General features: G+C 39.2%; 15 protein-coding genes. 7 read left to right on the top strand and 8 right to left on the bottom strand.

Translation table 11 applies throughout. From position 1 onward, the window contains the following. Positions 1 to 99: 99 nt before the first annotated feature. The 5 genes from H9I37_RS01075 to H9I37_RS01055 all read left to right on the top strand — a co-directional run bounded on the left by H9I37_RS01075 (position 100) and on the right by H9I37_RS01055 (position 7,232). The gene (locus tag H9I37_RS01075; protein WP_187380644.1) at positions 100 to 2,565 is read left to right on the top strand and encodes a hypothetical protein; all 2,466 of its coding nucleotides are present in this window, start codon (positions 100 to 102) and stop codon (positions 2,563 to 2,565) included. After that, positions 2,565 to 3,794, top strand: coding sequence for a hypothetical protein (locus H9I37_RS01070; RefSeq protein WP_187380643.1), 1,230 nt, complete (start codon positions 2,565 to 2,567; stop codon positions 3,792 to 3,794). The genes H9I37_RS01075 and H9I37_RS01070 overlap by 1 nt, the downstream gene beginning before the upstream one ends. Positions 3,795 to 3,917: 123 nt before the next feature. Next, complete coding sequence (locus tag H9I37_RS01065) at positions 3,918 to 4,775, top strand: sulfide/dihydroorotate dehydrogenase-like FAD/NAD-binding protein (RefSeq protein WP_187380642.1); 858 nt, start codon at positions 3,918 to 3,920, stop codon at positions 4,773 to 4,775. A gap of 9 nt (positions 4,776 to 4,784) precedes the next feature. Beyond that, the gene (gltA, locus tag H9I37_RS01060) at positions 4,785 to 6,257 is read left to right on the top strand and encodes an NADPH-dependent glutamate synthase (protein ID WP_187380641.1); all 1,473 of its coding nucleotides are present in this window, start codon (positions 4,785 to 4,787) and stop codon (positions 6,255 to 6,257) included. Positions 6,258 to 6,362: 105 nt separating this feature from the next. Beyond that, positions 6,363 to 7,232 (top strand): GerMN domain-containing protein, encoded by an 870-nt coding sequence (locus tag H9I37_RS01055; protein WP_187380639.1) that lies wholly within the window; start codon positions 6,363 to 6,365, stop codon positions 7,230 to 7,232. On the opposite strand, the gene H9I37_RS01050 is transcribed toward H9I37_RS01055, so the two are convergent. The 6 genes from H9I37_RS01050 to H9I37_RS01025 form a co-directional block, all read right to left on the bottom strand. Continuing rightward, the gene (locus H9I37_RS01050; RefSeq protein ID WP_187380638.1) at positions 7,233 to 8,282 is read right to left on the bottom strand and encodes a DUF7954 domain-containing protein; all 1,050 of its coding nucleotides are present in this window, start codon (positions 8,280 to 8,282) and stop codon (positions 7,233 to 7,235) included. A 20-nt stretch (positions 8,283 to 8,302) separates the two neighbouring features. Beyond that, the gene (locus H9I37_RS01045) at positions 8,303 to 10,114 is read right to left on the bottom strand and encodes a proline--tRNA ligase (RefSeq protein WP_187380637.1); all 1,812 of its coding nucleotides are present in this window, start codon (positions 10,112 to 10,114) and stop codon (positions 8,303 to 8,305) included. A 98-nt stretch (positions 10,115 to 10,212) separates the two neighbouring features. After that, the gene (gene ricT, locus H9I37_RS01040; protein WP_187380635.1) at positions 10,213 to 11,136 is read right to left on the bottom strand and encodes a regulatory iron-sulfur-containing complex subunit RicT; all 924 of its coding nucleotides are present in this window, start codon (positions 11,134 to 11,136) and stop codon (positions 10,213 to 10,215) included. Between the two features lie 24 nt (positions 11,137 to 11,160). Then, the gene (locus H9I37_RS01035; protein ID WP_187380634.1) at positions 11,161 to 11,748 is read right to left on the bottom strand and encodes a YaaR family protein; all 588 of its coding nucleotides are present in this window, start codon (positions 11,746 to 11,748) and stop codon (positions 11,161 to 11,163) included. Continuing rightward, positions 11,748 to 12,158, bottom strand: coding sequence for a bactofilin family protein (locus tag H9I37_RS01030; RefSeq protein ID WP_187380632.1), 411 nt, complete (start codon positions 12,156 to 12,158; stop codon positions 11,748 to 11,750). Before H9I37_RS01030 ends, H9I37_RS01035 begins: the two co-directional genes overlap by 1 nt. Positions 12,159 to 12,187: 29 nt before the next feature. After that, positions 12,188 to 13,213 (bottom strand): M23 family metallopeptidase, encoded by a 1,026-nt coding sequence (locus H9I37_RS01025; RefSeq protein WP_187380631.1) that lies wholly within the window; start codon positions 13,211 to 13,213, stop codon positions 12,188 to 12,190. A 187-nt stretch (positions 13,214 to 13,400) separates the two neighbouring features. Between H9I37_RS01025 and H9I37_RS01020 the strand changes: the two genes are divergently transcribed. Together H9I37_RS01020 and H9I37_RS01015 are read left to right on the top strand one after the other, a co-directional pair. Next, positions 13,401 to 13,574, top strand: coding sequence for a hypothetical protein (locus H9I37_RS01020; RefSeq protein ID WP_187380629.1), 174 nt, complete (start codon positions 13,401 to 13,403; stop codon positions 13,572 to 13,574). 30 nt (positions 13,575 to 13,604) lie between these two features. Next, on the top strand, positions 13,605 to 14,951 hold the full coding sequence (locus tag H9I37_RS01015; protein WP_187380628.1) for an MATE family efflux transporter: 1,347 nt from the start codon (positions 13,605 to 13,607) through the stop codon (positions 14,949 to 14,951). 69 nt (positions 14,952 to 15,020) lie between these two features. Here H9I37_RS01015 and H9I37_RS01010 read toward each other — a convergent pair whose 3' ends face one another. Both H9I37_RS01010 and H9I37_RS01005 read right to left on the bottom strand, forming a co-directional pair. Beyond that, on the bottom strand, positions 15,021 to 15,887 hold the full coding sequence (locus H9I37_RS01010; protein ID WP_187380626.1) for a GNAT family N-acetyltransferase: 867 nt from the start codon (positions 15,885 to 15,887) through the stop codon (positions 15,021 to 15,023). Next, a complete protein-coding gene (locus H9I37_RS01005) occupies positions 15,887 to 17,248 on the bottom strand; it encodes a PFL family protein (protein WP_187380625.1) in 1,362 nt (453 codons plus the stop codon). Before H9I37_RS01005 ends, H9I37_RS01010 begins: the two co-directional genes overlap by 1 nt. Positions 17,249 to 17,329 lie beyond the last annotated feature (81 nt).

Genomic DNA, 17,329 nt, shown 5'->3' with positions numbered 1-17,329 from the left:
AACACAGCTTAAGTATAGGATAATTTTTTAAGTTAAGTATAAAAAGCTGTTACATTCAATGTTGTATAAAGGTATTTTCCTGCGAGAGGAGGAATAAAAATGAAAGAAAAATTTCTAATTGCAGTGACAATTGCAGCATTTGTTATGCTTGGCTGTTCATTGCAGCTGCCCGAAAAGGTGTCTGTAAAAACAGATGCGAATTACGAGTTTATGCTTGGTAAAATAGACAAATCGTTTGGAGACCGTTTTGATTTAGGCTCAGGCTCTTCCGACAGCAGGAAGATGTATGGATACAGACCGAACGGCGACACGAGTACGGTAAAGAAAATGGTAACGTTGAAAGATTTTTATGATGTAGATCTTGATTTTGCCGAGTTTTTTAAAAATACAAAAATTTCTGACAGCGTAGGGAAAATGTCTTTTAGCCAAGAAGTGTCTATTCCAAAATTTGATAAGACTGACGAATTGACGCAAACAGTTAGTCAGGACGCTGTTGCAAACGTGATTGCGGTTTCGGGAAAACCGATAAGCTCTTCGCCGCAAACTTTTGTGGTAGTAGCAGGAAGTGTTTCTTACGGCTCTTCCGCAACAGCTTCTATTTCTTTTACGGGAAGTCCTAGCGGTGTTGTAACTTTGACAACAGGTAGCGTTTCAAAAACGGGAAGTATTTCCGGCAGTTCGGCAAGCATAGACATTTCAAATTTCACTATCGACAGTTCAACGACAATAAAGTGTGCTTCCGGCAGTGGGACTTTTTCTCTTGCAGTTGCACCCGGAGCTGTTGTAAGAGCTGCGTCTAACATTTCACTTGAATTGACGACTCCGGTAACACAGAATATCAACATTACGATGGATCCTCATGTGAAAGAAAGTACGGTTGGAACCGGAGAAATTAGGATTTCTGCAGCTGCCCCGCGCGGCTGGTCAGGTTCAATTTCTGTAAAAAATGTAAATGTTACAGGAGCCTTTTCTGCAAACTCTTCAAACGGAACTATAAGTTTGAATAATAAAACTTTTTCGACAGGCTCAATTTCCGTTACAGCAAATTATGCGCTTGATAATGTTTCTTTCAGCTCTTTTGGCGATGGAAAATTCACAGGAAATGTTAAGTTGAAAATCGATTCTTTAGCGTCAGTCGTTGTGACAGCTCCGACAGATATAGAAACTTCTGTCGATAAAGAACAAGACCTTTCAGATGAATACAAAAAAATAATTGAAGAGGTTGTTTTTAAGAAGAGTGGGTTAAAAGGAAAATACACAAACACTTTCCCGGCAGGCAACAACTTTAAGTTAAAAGCAAAATCTAATTTTATAGGTTTGACTTCAGAGGAAACACAAGATCTTTATGGCAACACAACAAATGCTGATATTGCGATTCTTGCAGCAGATGTCCCTTATACACAGACAATCACGTCAGGCTCAAAAGTTGATTTTAAGGCAGGATGGGAACTTCCTAATTGGAATCCGGTAGACAAAACATATAAAGTTTTCAACCTGATTCCGGAGCAAAAATATAAATTTTCTGTAGAGCTTGAACCGGAATTGAACTGGACAGAAGTTACAATTAGAGCAAACGACGGATTGAGCCCAACTGACAATGTGTCAAAAATAAACATCGATTTCCCTTCGATGCTCGCTGCTCTTGGGTCTGACCTCTCAAAAAAATTTTCATTGAAGAAACTCCCTGTTTATTTGTTTTGCGAAAAGCCTTCGATTGAAGCTCTAAATGATATTAAATTAAAAGGGCATATTGTTGCCGGTGTGAAAGTAAGCGATACCGGTAATTTCACAAAAGAACCTACAAATATTTTGGGAACACCGACTCAGGATAGTGAAATGCCGTTTGCAAAAATGCCTGATATCATAAAAAATGATAACGGTGTTGTGTTAACGAATTTTGCTGCAACAGGGGCTTCTGTTGTTTCCGACCTTGCAGAACAGCTCAATCATACATTTGCAGACGAGAATGAGAAACTTTATGTAAAATCTAAGGTTGCATTGACGATCCCAAGAACAACAATCACAAAAGAACAGATGGATTCTCTTTCAAAAGAACACCGTGCAATTTCTATAAAAGTAGCTATTGAAGTTCCTTTTGATTTCAAGGTCAAGGGGAATACACCTGATGAAAAAGCTGTTTATCTCAACTTGGGCGGTCTTTTTGGAGGCAGCTCAGAAGGAGATTTGTTTGGACGTTCAGAGGCAACAGATATAAACAATATTCAAAAATATATTTCAATCATCAACTCTGCAAAACTTGTTTATAAAAGCAAAGTTGCTCCATTTAAATCTTTTGCAGCAGATGGCACTGAAACTCATGTATCAATTGAAGTTGATTTTAATTCTACAGGTGTTGATAAGAAAACTTTCGACTTCAATGGAGGGCCTCTTGTGCTGACTCGTTCAGAATTTGAAGCTTTGATGAAAACTTATCCTTTAAAGCCTAGCATAAAAGTTAAAATTCCTGTTGGTCAATTTATGATTCAGCAAGATGTCAAAATGGAAGGAAGCTTGATGTTAAAAGTTGAATCTGCAGGCGAAATTCCTATCTTTGGAGGTAACTAATGAAACGTATTTTTTGTCTTTTGATAATTGCGTTTAGTCTGTGTAGCACGACTATTGCGGGAGGGTTTTTTACAAACCGCTTCTTTGAATATAAAATATGTATTCCAGTTGATGTTTCTAACAATTCATTTGCGATCAGTGATTTTTTGCAAAAAAACGTCGTAATTGATTTGAAAAAACTTGCCGACGATGTCCCTTCTTCTGGGTTTGGAGTAATTGTAGCTACCAATCCAAACATGCAAGTTAATTTAAAAGCAGGTCCAGTCTTTGTTGGCATAGAAAGCGGATTTGATGTTTACTCAAAGCTAGGTATTTCAAAAAGCCTTTTTGAATTGATAGGGTATGGGAATGAAGATAAGGATAATGTCGATATAGAGGGAAATTTTTTCTTTGATTCATTTCAATATAATCAGGTGAATGTAGGAATTAAATTTAAAAGGTTCAGCATCAACGTAACGCCGGGCTTGTTTTTTCCTATTGCAACTACAGGTGGAAACAAAATTTCTGCATCTTTTTCAAATGATAAAGAAAACGGCTCTATCAGCTTCAAAGCAAATGCCTTAGTCGATACGTATGCGATAACGGATATCCAAAAAATTATCAAAGGCGGTAACTATGGCGATATAATAGTCGCATTTAATGCAGGATTTGATGTCGGGGGAGGATTCTCAATGCCTCTGTCAAACAGACTTACTGTTTCGGCAACTGCACGACTTCCTCTTGTTCCTGGAACCCTCCATTCAAAGCAGAGAATCAAATACGATGTAAATTACAGTGTCAACATTATGGATTTGGGAACGGGTTCCGGCAAAGGGATAAAAGATGCTACTCCAAACTTTGATGTAAATTTTGGTGCAGCAGAAGCTACTGAATATAAAGTTCGCAGACCGATGTTCATAATGGGTTACCTTGACTTTTATCCATTGTTTGGAACAAACTTGTTGAGCTTAAGGGCAGGTATAGGAGCTGGAGTGCGGCATCCGTTTGCAGCTGACGCAATAGGTTACTTCAATTATTATACAGGAGCAACTGTAAATCTCATCGACGTTTTGAAAGTAACAGCTTCTATGTCTTATATGGACAGAATTTTTAAAAATCAAATTGAATTGGCGATAAATGCCCGCATTATTGAGCTTGATATTGGTGCTTCTTTGCAGTCAGCAAACTTCTTAAAGAGTTGGCAGGGAGCCGGGTTCGGTGCATACGTAAATTTTGCAATGGGATTCTAATTAAATCTTTTTACAGTGATATTCAAGTTTTATGATGCTTGTCACTTTTAATTGTACTTTATTTGACCTTGAGGGAGGCATTCAGTACAATAAAAGGTGACAAGTTTTTTTTAGAGGACTAAGATGTTTAAAATTATTGAAAAAAAGCAGCTTTCTGTCGGTGTTTTCTATATGAAAGTTGAGGCTCCGGAAATCGCTCACAATCGCAAGGCTGGGCAGTTTGTGATTGTTCAGGTTGATATTGACTTTGGGGAGCGTGTTCCTCTTACAATTGCGGATGCAAATTCGGAGGAAGGGTGGATTGCCCTTGTTTTTCAGGCAGTGGGAGCTACAACTTATAAACTCTCACTTATGGAAGCCGGACAGTCATTACCGGCAGTTCTAGGACCTTTAGGAAATCCTTCAGAAATTAAAAAATACGATAACGGACCTGTTGTTGTTGTTGGAGGCGGATTTGGAGTTGCTCCGTGCTATCCAATTGTTCAGGCTCACAAAGCTATTGGCAACAAAGTTATAATGATTATTGCGGCTCGAAATAAAGAGCTTCTGATATTTGTTGATGAAATGAAAAAAGTTGCAGACGAAGTTATCATAATGACAGATGATGGTTCTGCCGGTCGGAAAGGAGTTTCTACGCTTCCTCTTAAGGAGCTTTGCGAAAGTCAGTGTCCTCCTGCCGAAGTTATAGCGATAGGTCCTCCGATAATGATGAAGTTTTGTGCCCTTACAACAAAAGAATTCAACGTTCCTACAACAGTTTCATTAAACACAATAATGATTGACGGAACTGGCATGTGCGGCGGCTGTCGTGTTGCAATCGGCGGGAAAACAAAGTTTGTCTGTGTTGACGGTCCTGATTTTGATGCTCATCAGGTTGATTGGGATAACATGATGATGCGTATGAAATCTTTCAAATCTCGTGAAACTGAAGATTTTCATAAATGCAAAATGCTAGCCGAAGCAGAAAAATTGGAGATGTAGGAGCAGACAATGTCATTGAACGTTACGGAAGAATACAACAAATTACAAGAAAAACTTAAAAATGGACAATTGACAGCAAAAGACCGCAATGCAATTCCTCAGATGGAAATGCCGACACGCGACCCTAAAATTCGTGCACACCAGATGGATGAAGTTGCACTCGGGTTCAGTGCAGAGCAAGCAATAATCGAAGCAAACCGATGTCTTCAGTGTGCCAAACCATTTTGCATGGATGGCTGTCCGGTCAATATCGATATTCCGAACTTTATCCGTGAGATTGCAAACAATAATTTTAAAGCATCTATCGATATCATAAAAAAAACAAGCCTTTTGCCTGCTGTTTGCGGACGAGTCTGTCCTCAGGAAAAACAATGTCAGGGAAAATGCACTGTCGGAAAAATTTGGAAAGATCCGGAAAAAGCTGTTTCAATCGGACGTCTTGAAAGATTCGTTGCCGACTGGGAACGCGAAAACAATAAAGTTACAATGCCTGAAGTTGCTGCAAAAACTGGGAAAAAAGTTGCAGTTGTCGGTTCCGGACCTGCAGGGCTTACAGTTGCAGCCGACTGCGCACGTGCCGGACATGATGTCACCGTTTTTGAAGCATTTCATAAATGCGGCGGCGTTATGATGTACGGTATTCCAGAATTTCGACTTCCAAAAAAAATCGTTCAGTCAGAGATTGAAAATCTGCAAAAAATTGGTGTAAAATTTGAAACAAACTTCCTCGTGGGCAGGACAGATACTCTCGATCAGCTTTTGACAGAAAAAGGGTTTGATGCGGCGTTCGTCGGAACAGGAGCAGGGCTTCCAAAGTTTTTCAATATTCCAGGCGAAAACTACATTGGCGTTTTTTCAGCGAACGAATATCTTACGCGCGCAAATTTGATGAGGGGATACGATAAAGCTCACGCAGCTACTCCGATATACGATGCTAAACATGTTGTTGTTTGCGGCGGAGGAAACGTTGCTATGGATGCAGCAAGAATGGCTTTACGACTTGGAGCAGAACAAGTTGATGTCGTTTACCGCCGTACACGTGATGAAATGCCGGCTCGCCGTGAAGAAATTGCACATGCCGAAGAAGAAGGAATAAATTTCAGATACCTTGAAAATCCTGTTGAAATTCTTGGAACAGAAGATGGTCACGTCTGTGGTATCAGATGTTTAAAATATCAACTTGGAGAACCTGATGCGTCAGGTCGACGCAGCCCTGTTGCAATAGAAGGTAGCGAACACGATGTAAAATGTGATGCTGTTATTGTTGCGCTTGGAAACGGGTCGAACCCTCTTCTTGTTGCTACAACACCGGGTCTCAATGCTGATAACAGAGGGCACATAGCTGTAGATGAAAAACAAACCACAAGTCATGCAAAAGTTTGGGCAGGAGGAGATATTGTACTTGGTGCTGCAACTGTTATCCTTGCTATGGGCGAAGGTCGAAAAGCTGCCGCTGCTATGAACGAATATCTGGCAAAATAAAAACAACTTCGGATTTTGTATAAAAAGTTTAGACCTGTTTAAAAATACAAAACCCGAAGATAAACACATATTAACTATCGCAAAAAAAAATCCGATAATAGATATATGGCACAAAGAAACAATTCTAAGAAAAAAAATAATACATTGTTTACTGCGGCTTGTGTTCTACTTGGGCTGCTTATAATTTTTATTATATTTATTGTAAATAAAGATCAAATTTTTACAAATCTCAAAGAAACAAAATTCTTTGATAAGCTCTTTGGTTCAACTCCGACATTTGTTGAAAACCACGAACATGCTGAAAGCAAAAAACCAGATGCAATTCCTTTAAAAGAAGATGTTACTATCCAAATTCAAGAAGAAAATCAAGAACAAACAGCTCCTGTCTCAATCAACGATTTAAAAGGCGAAGATAATCAATCTGAGCAAGAAAAAAATAAATCCGATAAAAGTGAAACACAACAAAAAACGACAGAAAAGAACGAAGAAAATAAACCCGGAAAAAACACAGAAAAAAAAGATGAAAAAAAAGTCGAGACTAAAAAAATTGCAACATCAGAAGTACAACTTTGTTTTATCATTATTACCGGAGACGGACTTATAACACGGCAGATAGTAAAGCGCTCTGTTAAAAAAAGCGACTCACCGTTAACAAACGCAATCAATCTACTTTTACAAGGCCCAGACACAACTTTATCTGCGGAAAAAAACTGCATGACATTGATACCTCGTGGGGCAAAGCTATTGAGTGCCAGAGTCAGCGACGGCATCGCATATCTTAATTTTAATGAAGCGTTTGAAATAAACACAGACGGTGCAGAAGGGTACAACCATCAGCTTGAACAGATAGTCTTCACTGCGACATCTTTCTCGACTGTGAATTCCGTTCAGTTTTTGATAGAAGGAAAAAAACTTGAATATCTCGGAAGCGAAGGTGTTTGGATAGGCTCCCCACTTTCGAGAAGCCAGTTTTAATTATTTATACGATTTTTCGATTTTATCAAAATAGGATTTGTGTTTTAGATATGCATTTTTATACGTTGCCATTGTAAAAAAATCAAATCCGTCTTTTGCGTTTTTAGTCAAAACCATGACATTGCGGACATAGTCGTTGTTTTCACTTAAAAAATTCCATATTGCAATTTTATAGTGATTTTTATCATCGTCGTATTCAAATACTGCATCTGCTCGATTTGGATAAACTTTGTTCTCGTTTGTCAAAATTTTGCGGATAATATACAGAGCATCTTTATTTTTATCCTTATTGACTTGCGGAATCACAGAGAATACGATGATAGATTCGTTTTCAAATGTCCAAAAATTGTCCAGTTTTTGTTCCCAACTTTCATCGAGTATCAAAGAGTGCCCTTCAAAAGTAATTTTATTTTCTTTTTGCTTTTTGATATTTTTGTATTTTACTTTGTCATTTATAGGGGGAAACCCTTTAAAGTTGTCAAAACTAGTATCGTCTGTCGCTTTGAGTTTACCTGTTGTCAAACACTCAAAAACTTTTTCGCCGGATTGGCTTTGAATTGTCCTTATATTGAATATGGGAATTGTTGCATCAAATGTGATTTTAACGTTTCCGCCGAACTGTGCAAAATCTTGAGTTGATTCAACACTAAACGATTCGACAGCCTGTTCCTTTATTCTGCGCGCAGAAAATTCATAGAGTATGTCGTGAAGATAATTTATTATGTCTGCGTCATCTGAATCCGGTAAAACAGAGTAAACGATTTTTTCACCTGTCATCTTCCAAAAGTTGGCTTCAGGGTCTATAGTGATAAGCAATGCGACTTGTTTTTCTGGAAGTTGATTTTCTTTATCAACCGGTGCAAAATACCTTATTTGGTAAGTCGATTCATCGTAAGTGATGATTCCGATGTAGCTTTCTCGTTTAAAAGTTCTGTCGCAGTAATAAACATATTCACCGGATATGTCGGGAATGTATTGAACAGTTCCTGGTATTGCAAAAATCATAAAAGGGAAAATTGCAGTGATTATAAAAGTAATAAATTTTTTCATCTGAAATCCCATAAGTAAAATTATTTATTGAGTTTTTTAAGTTCTTCACGAACATATTCGGCAACTTTTGCAGAGGCTTCTTCAAAAGGAATGAGATTTGCTTCGTCCTTATTGCGCATTTTTACTTCTACGTTCGGAAGATTTTTATCTCCTACAACTATGCGTACAGGGTAACCGATGAGTTCAGAGTCTGTAAATTTTACTCCAGGCCGTTCATTTCTGTCATCAAGAATCACGTCGATTCCTTCTGCGTTCAACTCGGAATATATTTTGTCTGCGACCTCTTTCATTTTATCTTTGTACTGAATCGGTATGACGGCAACATGATAAGGCGCCACAGTCATAGGCCAAACAATACCTTTATCATCGTTGTGTCCTTCAATGATAGACGCAAGAGTTCTGTCAACTCCAATTCCGTAACAGCCCATGAGAGGCGTGACAGGTTTTCCGCTTACGTCGAGGTAAGTTACGTTCATAGATTTTGTATATTTTGTGCCAAGCTTAAAGATGTGACCAAGCTCATTGCCTTTTTTCATGTAGAATGTTCCGCCGCAATCAGGGCATTTGTCTCCCTCTTTACAAGTGCGGACATCTGCCGTCATAAAAGGAGTGAAGTCTCTGCCTGGTTCAACGTGTTTTAGGTGGAATCCGGTTTTACCGGCACCTGCAATACAATCGTGCATATCTACAGTTGACTTATCTGCAATCACTGGGATTTTAATTCCAACCGGACCAACAAATCCGTGTGGAACTCCCGAATATTTTAAAACATCTTCATCGTTTGCAAGCTCAGCCTCGCTCGATTTGAGCTCTGCCGCAAGCTTTGTTTCGTTTACATCAAGGTCTCCGCGGATAAGCACGCAGAAGAATGTTTCAGGAATGTACGAGATGCCGCCTTCTGTAACAGTTTTTGTATTTTTATAAAACTCATTTTTTGAAAGGTCTAAGGCGCAGTTGTAAACTTTGTAAACAAGTGCTTTGAGGAATGTTGTCGATTTTTCACCGAAGAATTTTTCCATATCTTCAATGCTGAAAACATTTGGAGTGGCGATTTCCTCAATAGGGAGGTCTGTTTTTACCTGCGGCTTTCCTTCGCTGTTGAGAGGAATCTCCGTTTGGCACGCTGCCTTTTCGACGTTTGCTGCGTAACTGCATTTTGGACAAAGAAGAAGAGTATCATCTCCGACAGGGCTTTCGACCATAAATTCTTCGGAGCCGGAACCGCCCATAGAACCAGTATCTGCTTTTACAGAAATTGTAGAAAGTCCCATTCTTTTAAAAATACGATGATAAGCGGCAGCAACATTGTCATAAGATGCATTCAAATCTTCTTGGTCTTTGTCGAACGAGTAAGCGTCCATCATCGTAAATTCGCGACCTCGCATTACTCCGTAACGAGGACGAATTTCATCGCGATACTTTGTATTTATCTGATAAAGAGTGAAAGGTAATTGCTTATATGAAGAAAGTCCGTCTCGAACAAGCGCAGTAAAAGCTTCCTCCGCAGTTGGAGAAACGACCATATCTTGTCCCTGACGGTTTTGCGCTGTCAACATTTCGCCAGACATTTTATCCCAGCGTCCAGACTCGCGCCACAAATCTCCTGGCTGAATCACAGTTGGTTTTATTTCAAGAAGCCCAGCGTTGTCTAATTCTTCTCTTATGATTTTTTGAACTTTCATGAAAGAACGGTAGCCGAGCGGCATATATGCATAAAGTCCGTTTCCAAGTTTTCTTATAAGGCCGGAGCGCATCATCAGCTGATGGCTTGCGATAACTGCGTCGTTTGGAGCTTCACGCAGGGTAGAAATTAAAGTTTTTGTAGCTTTCATACAAAATTATTTTACTGAATTTTATGAAAGTAGTCTATTTGTTCGCTAACTGAGTGTAGTTCGATAACTGAGGCTTAAAACTGATGGAAAACCGGATATTAATTGATTTTCCAGCGATTGTTTTCTTTATAAAATCGGCTAGCGTTGACTTCGAGCAGGCGCCCATCGTCTCCTGTCATTTTTACCATGCAAGTCAGAGGGTTGACTTCAGTAATTCTAAAATCAGTCCCATCGTAAAACAATTTGATTCCTTCACTCGGTAGCTTTTTGCGAGCTTCATTGTACCAGTCATATTCGTAAGAAAGACAGCATAAAAGTCTTCCGCACTGACCGGATATCTTCATTGAATTAAGAGAAAGGTTCTGGTCTTTTGCCATTTTTATAGAGACCGGACGGAGTTTATCAGAAACGCAATGGCAGCAAAAAGACCGTCCACAAACACCTAGCCCTCCCGTTATTCGAGCTTCGTCTCGAACTCCAATTTGGCGCAGTTCAATGCGCATTTTAAATACTGAAACGAGGTCTTTTACAAGCTCTCGAAAGTCTACGCGGTTATCTGAACTGAAGAAAAACAGTGCTTTTGGCTCGTCAAATAAAAAGTGAACTTCGATGAGTTTCATATCGAGCTTTAAGTAAGCGACTTTTCCTTTAAAAATCGGGAAAGCTTCTTTTTCTTTTTTTATAAGCTCTTGCCGTTTTTTTAAATCGCTATCGGTTGCCTTTCGATCGATTGTCACAATATCTGATTGCTTTATTCCAATAGGTTTTTTAGAAATGCCGAGAACGCGAGCCATGTCTTTCCCATAGCGAGTCGGAAGTATAACATAATCACCTGCGGAAAGTTTTATTTTGTTGTCGGGAGTCTTTGCATAAACTGTTTCACAGGAATAATCTAATTTTATATGATAAAGCGGATAATCAAATACTATGTTTTCAGATTCTGCAACATTAATGTCACTGTCTTCTAGAGTTGATAAATTATCATTTTCGCTTTCGATGTCTGATTCAAAAATATCACTCATACGTTTTTTATTATACCTCACGTTTTATGAACTTATCAAGTCTACAATAAGCCCTTTTATTTCATCTATCTGCGCAAGGATTTTCATATTGTTTGCTTGTGTGGAAAGAGTTTCTCTCGTCAACTCGTCTAATTTTTCATTTAATATTTCGATTTTTACTTTTGGAGTTGATTGATGAGGCGGAAGAGCGTAGTTAGAAAAAAAATTAGTTCGCGAAGGTTCCATCAGCACTTTTCCGTTTCTCATTTTTCTCTTTGCATTTACTTCAAAATTGTTTTCTACAACAAAAGTGATGAATTGACGAACTTTATTTTTAAAATTGTCGATATTTTCTCGAGTAACGTTTTCTGCAAGCGCATTTCCCGCATTGTCTACGGCATCTTTTAAATAGACAACAGCATCGTCTAAAGATAACTCGGCGATTTCCGAGGGAAGCGAGTTTGCTTTAAAATCTGAGCTTGCTTCGTTTTCTGCCTTTAATAAATCGGAAAATTTTGAACGACGGGTTTTAGAAACTTCTTCCTTTGCTTTGTTGTTTTTTATCTTTTCATTTGCAGCATTTTGAACGCCTGTGTAATAATAATTTGTACTTAAAGGATCGATTTCTGCCATTAAAAAGAGACCTTTGCTTTTATCGCTTTTGACTGTAAATATTCTTCAGAGGTTTTGTTGTATGAATCTTCATTTTTAATAGAAATGCAGTGCCCATGAAATATGGACTTGTCGTCAATTTGAACTTTATGAGAAAGAATATCCCCGATTACAGCCGATTCAGATAGGAGTTTTACACTTTCAACAGCGTTTAAATCCCCGATGATGATTCCACCTACAATTATCGATTTTGCCTTTACGTTTCCGCGTATCCGTGCTTTTTCGCCAACAATTACATTTCCGTCTGTTTCAAGATTTCCGTCAATATCTCCGTCTATACGGACAAATCCGTTTACTTTTATATCTCCGGAAATTGCAGAACCGTTTCCGATTAGCGTGTTGATGGAAATATCGTCAATTCGTAAAGCCATAATTTTATTTTATAATCCCGTGGGCAAACTTATTTTGCAAAGTTGATGTTGATGTATTTTTGCGGATCAACTACGTCAGAACCGATGTGAACTTCATAGTGAAGGTGAGGTCCGGTTGAAACACCTGTGTTACCAATTGTTCCAATCACTTCGCCTTGAGCAACTATTTGTCCTTTTTTTACGCGCATCGAGTTTAAGTGAGCATAACGAGTGTACATACCGTGACTGTGTTTTATAACAATCTGATTACCGAAACTGTTGTCAAATCCGACTGTGACAACTTGTCCTGACGCCGTCGCTAAAACAGCGTCTCCAGAACGCCATGTAGAAAAGTCTATTCCTTTGTGGATGTACCAGTTGCCGTTCAACGGGTGAATGTTAGGACCAAAAGGCATTGAAATATGATAGTTAGGATTTTTTACAGGGGAAATACTTGGAATCTCTGTAAAGAGATTTTGCTGAGTTTTAAGCATTTTTCCAATCTGTTCAATCGGTTTTACAGCATCTTCGAGGTAATTTGTAAGCTCTTTTACATCTGCAACTTCTCGTGAAGTTCCCTGTGCCACTTCCGTTGAAGAGAATAGAGAGGCAAGGTCGCTGTTTGAGTTTGTGGAAACAGAATTGTTGTCCGACTGATCAATTCCGAGCAATGAAAGACTTTGCGATAGAGAAGTCTGGAATCTTTTGGCAGCTTGAAAAAGGTTTGTGTTTTCATCTCGGAGTTGGTCGAGGCTTGCAAGAGTTTCCCTGTTCTGTTCTGTTAAAGCCGAAATCTCCATGTTTGCCGAAAGGGAACGTCTGCTGTAATAGAAAAAAGACGCAAAGATTCCGAGAGTCAGAAGAGTTCCCAAGCACAAGGCAAAAACATTTGTTTGAAAGTTTATCACCTTACTCTGAGAATGAGGAACAATCATTATTGTGAGCTTATTGTCAAAAAATTTAAAAATACGAACAAAAACATTCCCAGTCGTTCTAATAAAAGAACCAAACCCGCTTGTTACATTGGATGCGAACTGTTTCTCGTATTTCTTCATCACTTTTTGTGTTTTTGACATATAGAAAAATTATACCATAATATACATTTTAATGTCAAATAATGAAAATCATTGTAGAAACTCCTCTACTTTTGAGGAACTGTGTTGCATGACGATGCTTTATGCAATTGACAGCGTATATTTTATAAAAAACAATCTTCTTGTTTTCATATCACAAAAGAGCTAATATAAAGTCGGAGACAAAAAAATGGCAATTAACAAAAAAATAAAAGTCAAGGATGAAGATGACAAAACATTGTATGAAGTAAAACTTGATGATAAAAATGACAAAAAACCGAATCATCTTCTGCGTTTTTTATTGCTTGTCATTATAATTCCTCTCGGAGTTTTTATCGGATATATTCTGTCGCGAGTATTATAAAACACATTAAAAGCATTATATTATCAGGCTATGGTTCAAATAAAAAATCGTGGTGCATTGTCAATGTTAAAGCTAACATTCCCAATCGCCATGGAACTGTTTTTTCGTATCCTTGTTTCTTCTGCTGACACTTTTATGCTCAGCTCTTACAGCAACGCCGCAGTTGCAGCGGTCGGGCTTGTGAGTCAATATGTGTTCTTTTTGAATCTCATATTTGCGGTAATCGGGACTGGTTGTTCAATAGTTTTAGCACAATACATTGGGGCGGGAAAATCAAAAGAAGAATTAAACCACATTGCGCAAGCGAGTGCAATAATGGTTTCTATAATTTCTCTTGTTTTGACTTTTGCTGTAATATTTGGAACTCGTCCTCTATTAAATTGCTATGAACTTGAAGATTCTGTCAGAGAATACGCTTGGCAGTATTTTATAATTTATGGCGGAATCTGCTGCTTTTTCAATGCATTCAGTTTATTGCAAGGTGCAATTCTACGAAGTTACGGTTATACAAATGAAGCGATGATTGTCTCTCTTGTTGCGAATTTCATCAACGTAGTGGGAAATGCGCTTTCTCTTTACGGCTGGTTCGGGCTTCCCGTATTCGGGGTAAAGGGCGTTGCATGGGCAAGCGGCATCTCGATGATTGCTTCATGCATACTTTTTAATTTCTTTATTCGCCGCCGAAAAGATGTTGAGCTTCATATACATGGAATTACAAAAGTTCCGTTGCAGAGTTACAAACTCGTTCTCTCGGTAGGAGTTCCGACCGCAGGAGAGAGCCTTTCATACAATGTGAGCCAAATTGTCATTATGGCTATGGTTTCAACTCTTGGAACAAATGCGATTTCTGCCGAAGTTTACACAATGACAATCGTGCGATTTGTTTTTTCAGTTGCTTCAGCAGTTGGTCAGGCTACGCAGATTAAAACAGGATATTACGTTGGAGCTCGCCAAAGTGATGTTGCTTACAAAAAAGTTTTCAAATATCAGCTTATTGCAACAGTCTGCTCAATGGTTATGATTGTTGTTGTCAACATTGCAAAGAACCCTGTCATAAGAATGTTTACTGATATCGAAGAAGTTTATAGCATGGTAACTACGCTTTTGATTCTTTCCGTTTACATAGAATTCGGACGCTCTCTGAATCTTATCTATGTCGGTGCTTTAAAAGGTGCCGGTGATGTGAAATTTCCTGTTTTGTATGGAATTATTTCAATGTGGGGAATCATGGTTTTTGGAAGTTACATACTTGGGTTAAAGATGGGATTAGGTCTTGCGGGATTTTGGATTGGAATTGGAACTGACGAAACTACACGTGGGATTGTAATGCTGTTAAGGTGGAAAAGTAAACGTTGGCAGAAGTACGCACTTGTGTGATTTTTTTCGATTGCAGGCGAAGATTTGCGATGTTGAATTTTCAGGAAACTCCGGTGATAAAAAATCAAGCTAATTAAAATAAGCAATCTCATAAAGCCCTGATTCTTGAAAATTTAGGGTTTTGTAAAGCTTAAATGCAGAAACGTTGATGTCTCGCACAAAAAGAACTGATTTTTTTCCGACCTTTGCGGCTCGCTGGCAGATTTTTGCAATCAGCTTAGCTGCATATCCGTTTCGGCGGAAAAGAGGAGAAGTGTAAACGCCGCCAATCTGAATGCAGTTCCAGCCGATGGCGTTTGTGTTCGCTTTTGCAACTGCAGTTCCATCGCTTATCAACGCCAAGCAAAACTGAGTCTTCAGTATCTTTCTAAGTATGATTTTTACCTCAGCATCTGTGACTTTTTTACAATGAGGTTTGCAGTGTGGAACAACTTCCTCTGTCAAATAACCTTTCTGCAAATCATAAAGATTGTCGATATCATTTTCTGTGCAGCGGATTATTGTGTCGTCGTTGAAAAGCGGTTCGGTAGGCTGAGCTGGCGATTGGCAAGTCATAAGACTGTAATTGTTTATTTGATAAGGCTCTCCGATGTTTTCTTTTAGAAGTTCAATCAAAAATTCTGTGCCTGATTTTTCTCCGCTGACGCATTTTATTTTACATCTGCCAACGGCATCTCCAAGCAACAAACTCAGTTCTTTCCTATCTAAATTTTCAAAGTTTGGAATGCAGTGGAAGATAGAGCTTTCGATATAAAGAACGCCGATAATTTGTGTGCTTGAAAATTCGCGTCCGTCAGATAAATTGTCTGTGATTATCCGGATTTTGTCTGACTTTTGCCTCACATTAGACGCAAGGAACATACATTTTTCCTCGTGCGGTTTAAGGAAATTTTCGAGAGCAGGGAAATGATGTTTTTCTGCATGTATAATCTTCATCAGTTACGGAAAGAATGTATCGGAGCCGGAATCCGTCCGCCGCGGTTTATGAATTCTGCACAGCTGAATTTGTTGACAGGCATAACAGGGCATCCTCCGAGTAATCCCCCGAATTCAACCCAATCTCCGGCCTTTTTTCCGGGAGCGGGAATGAGTCGGCATGCTGTCGTCTTATTGTTTACCATTCCAATTGCAAATTCATCGGCGAGAATCCCGGAAATTGTTGCGGCAGGGGTATCTCCCGGAATTGCAATCATATCGAGCCCGACGGAGCAAACTGTTGTCATCGCCTCTAGTTTTTCAAGGCTGATAGAACCTTTTGTCGCAGCTTCGATCATGCCTTCGTCTTCAGAAACCGGGATAAATGCACCGCTCAAACCTCCGACATTTGTACTTGCCATAACTCCGCCTTTTTTTACCATATCGGTCAACATTGCGAGAGCGGCAGTTGTTCCGGGTGCGCCAGCGCCTTCAAGTCCAATTTCTTCCAAAATGCGGGCAACGGAGTCTCCAACAGCAGGAGTTGGAGCTAGGGATAGATCAAGAATACCAAAATCTACTCCGAGACGCTTTGCAGCTTCCGAGCCGACAAGCTGACCCATCCTTGTGATTTTAAATGCCATCTTTTTTATGCCGTCAGCAAGCACGTTGATAGGCTGTCCTTTGTATTCTTTTGCGGCCGCTAGAATAACGCCTGGTCCAGAAACTCCGACATTGATTACGCAGTCTCCTTCTCCAGGCCCGTGGAAAGCTCCTGCCATAAAGGGGTTGTCTTCCGGAGCATTGCAAAAAACTACGAGTTTTGCACATCCGTTTACCTCGCAGTTCTTTGAAACTTCGGCTGTTTTTACGATTGTCTCGCCCATCAGTTTTACGGCATCCATGTTTATGCCTGATTTTGTGGAGCCAACGTTTACAGAAGCGCAGACGCATTGTGTTGACGCAAGCCCTTCAGGAATTGAATCGATTAAAATTTTGTCGGCAGGAGTGATGCCTTTTTGTACAAGAGCCGAAAATCCGCCGATGAAATTTACTCCAAGCTCGTGGGCGCATCTGTCTAGAATTTTGATGTATGGAACATAGTTTTTTGCCTCGCTAGCTCCGGCTACAAGAGAAATCGGAGTTACCGAAATACGTTTATTGATGATTGGAACTCCAAATTCTTTTTCGATTTCTTGCCCGGTTTTTACGAGGTTTTCAGCTTTTTTCATAATTTTGTCATAAATCTTGCTGCAAGCTCGTGCAGAGTCCGAATCTGCACAGTCTAGAAGTGAAATTCCCATCGTAATACAGCGAATATCCAGCTTTTGACGCATGAACATGTTTACAGTTTCTTGAATTTCGATCGGTGAAAAAATCATAGCTCTGTCCTGAAAAAATGAGTTTAAAATGTGAATGCAAACTTATTTTTTGTGTTCCGCAGACACTTTTAATAACATTTT

Origin of the sequence: Treponema sp. Marseille-Q3903 (assembly GCF_014334335.1) — a bacterium.
In the GTDB taxonomy this organism is placed as follows: domain Bacteria; phylum Spirochaetota; class Spirochaetia; order Treponematales; family Treponemataceae; genus Treponema_D.
The sequence above is the reverse complement of the archived record's forward strand: the minus strand, read 5'-3'. Positions and strand labels throughout refer to the sequence as shown.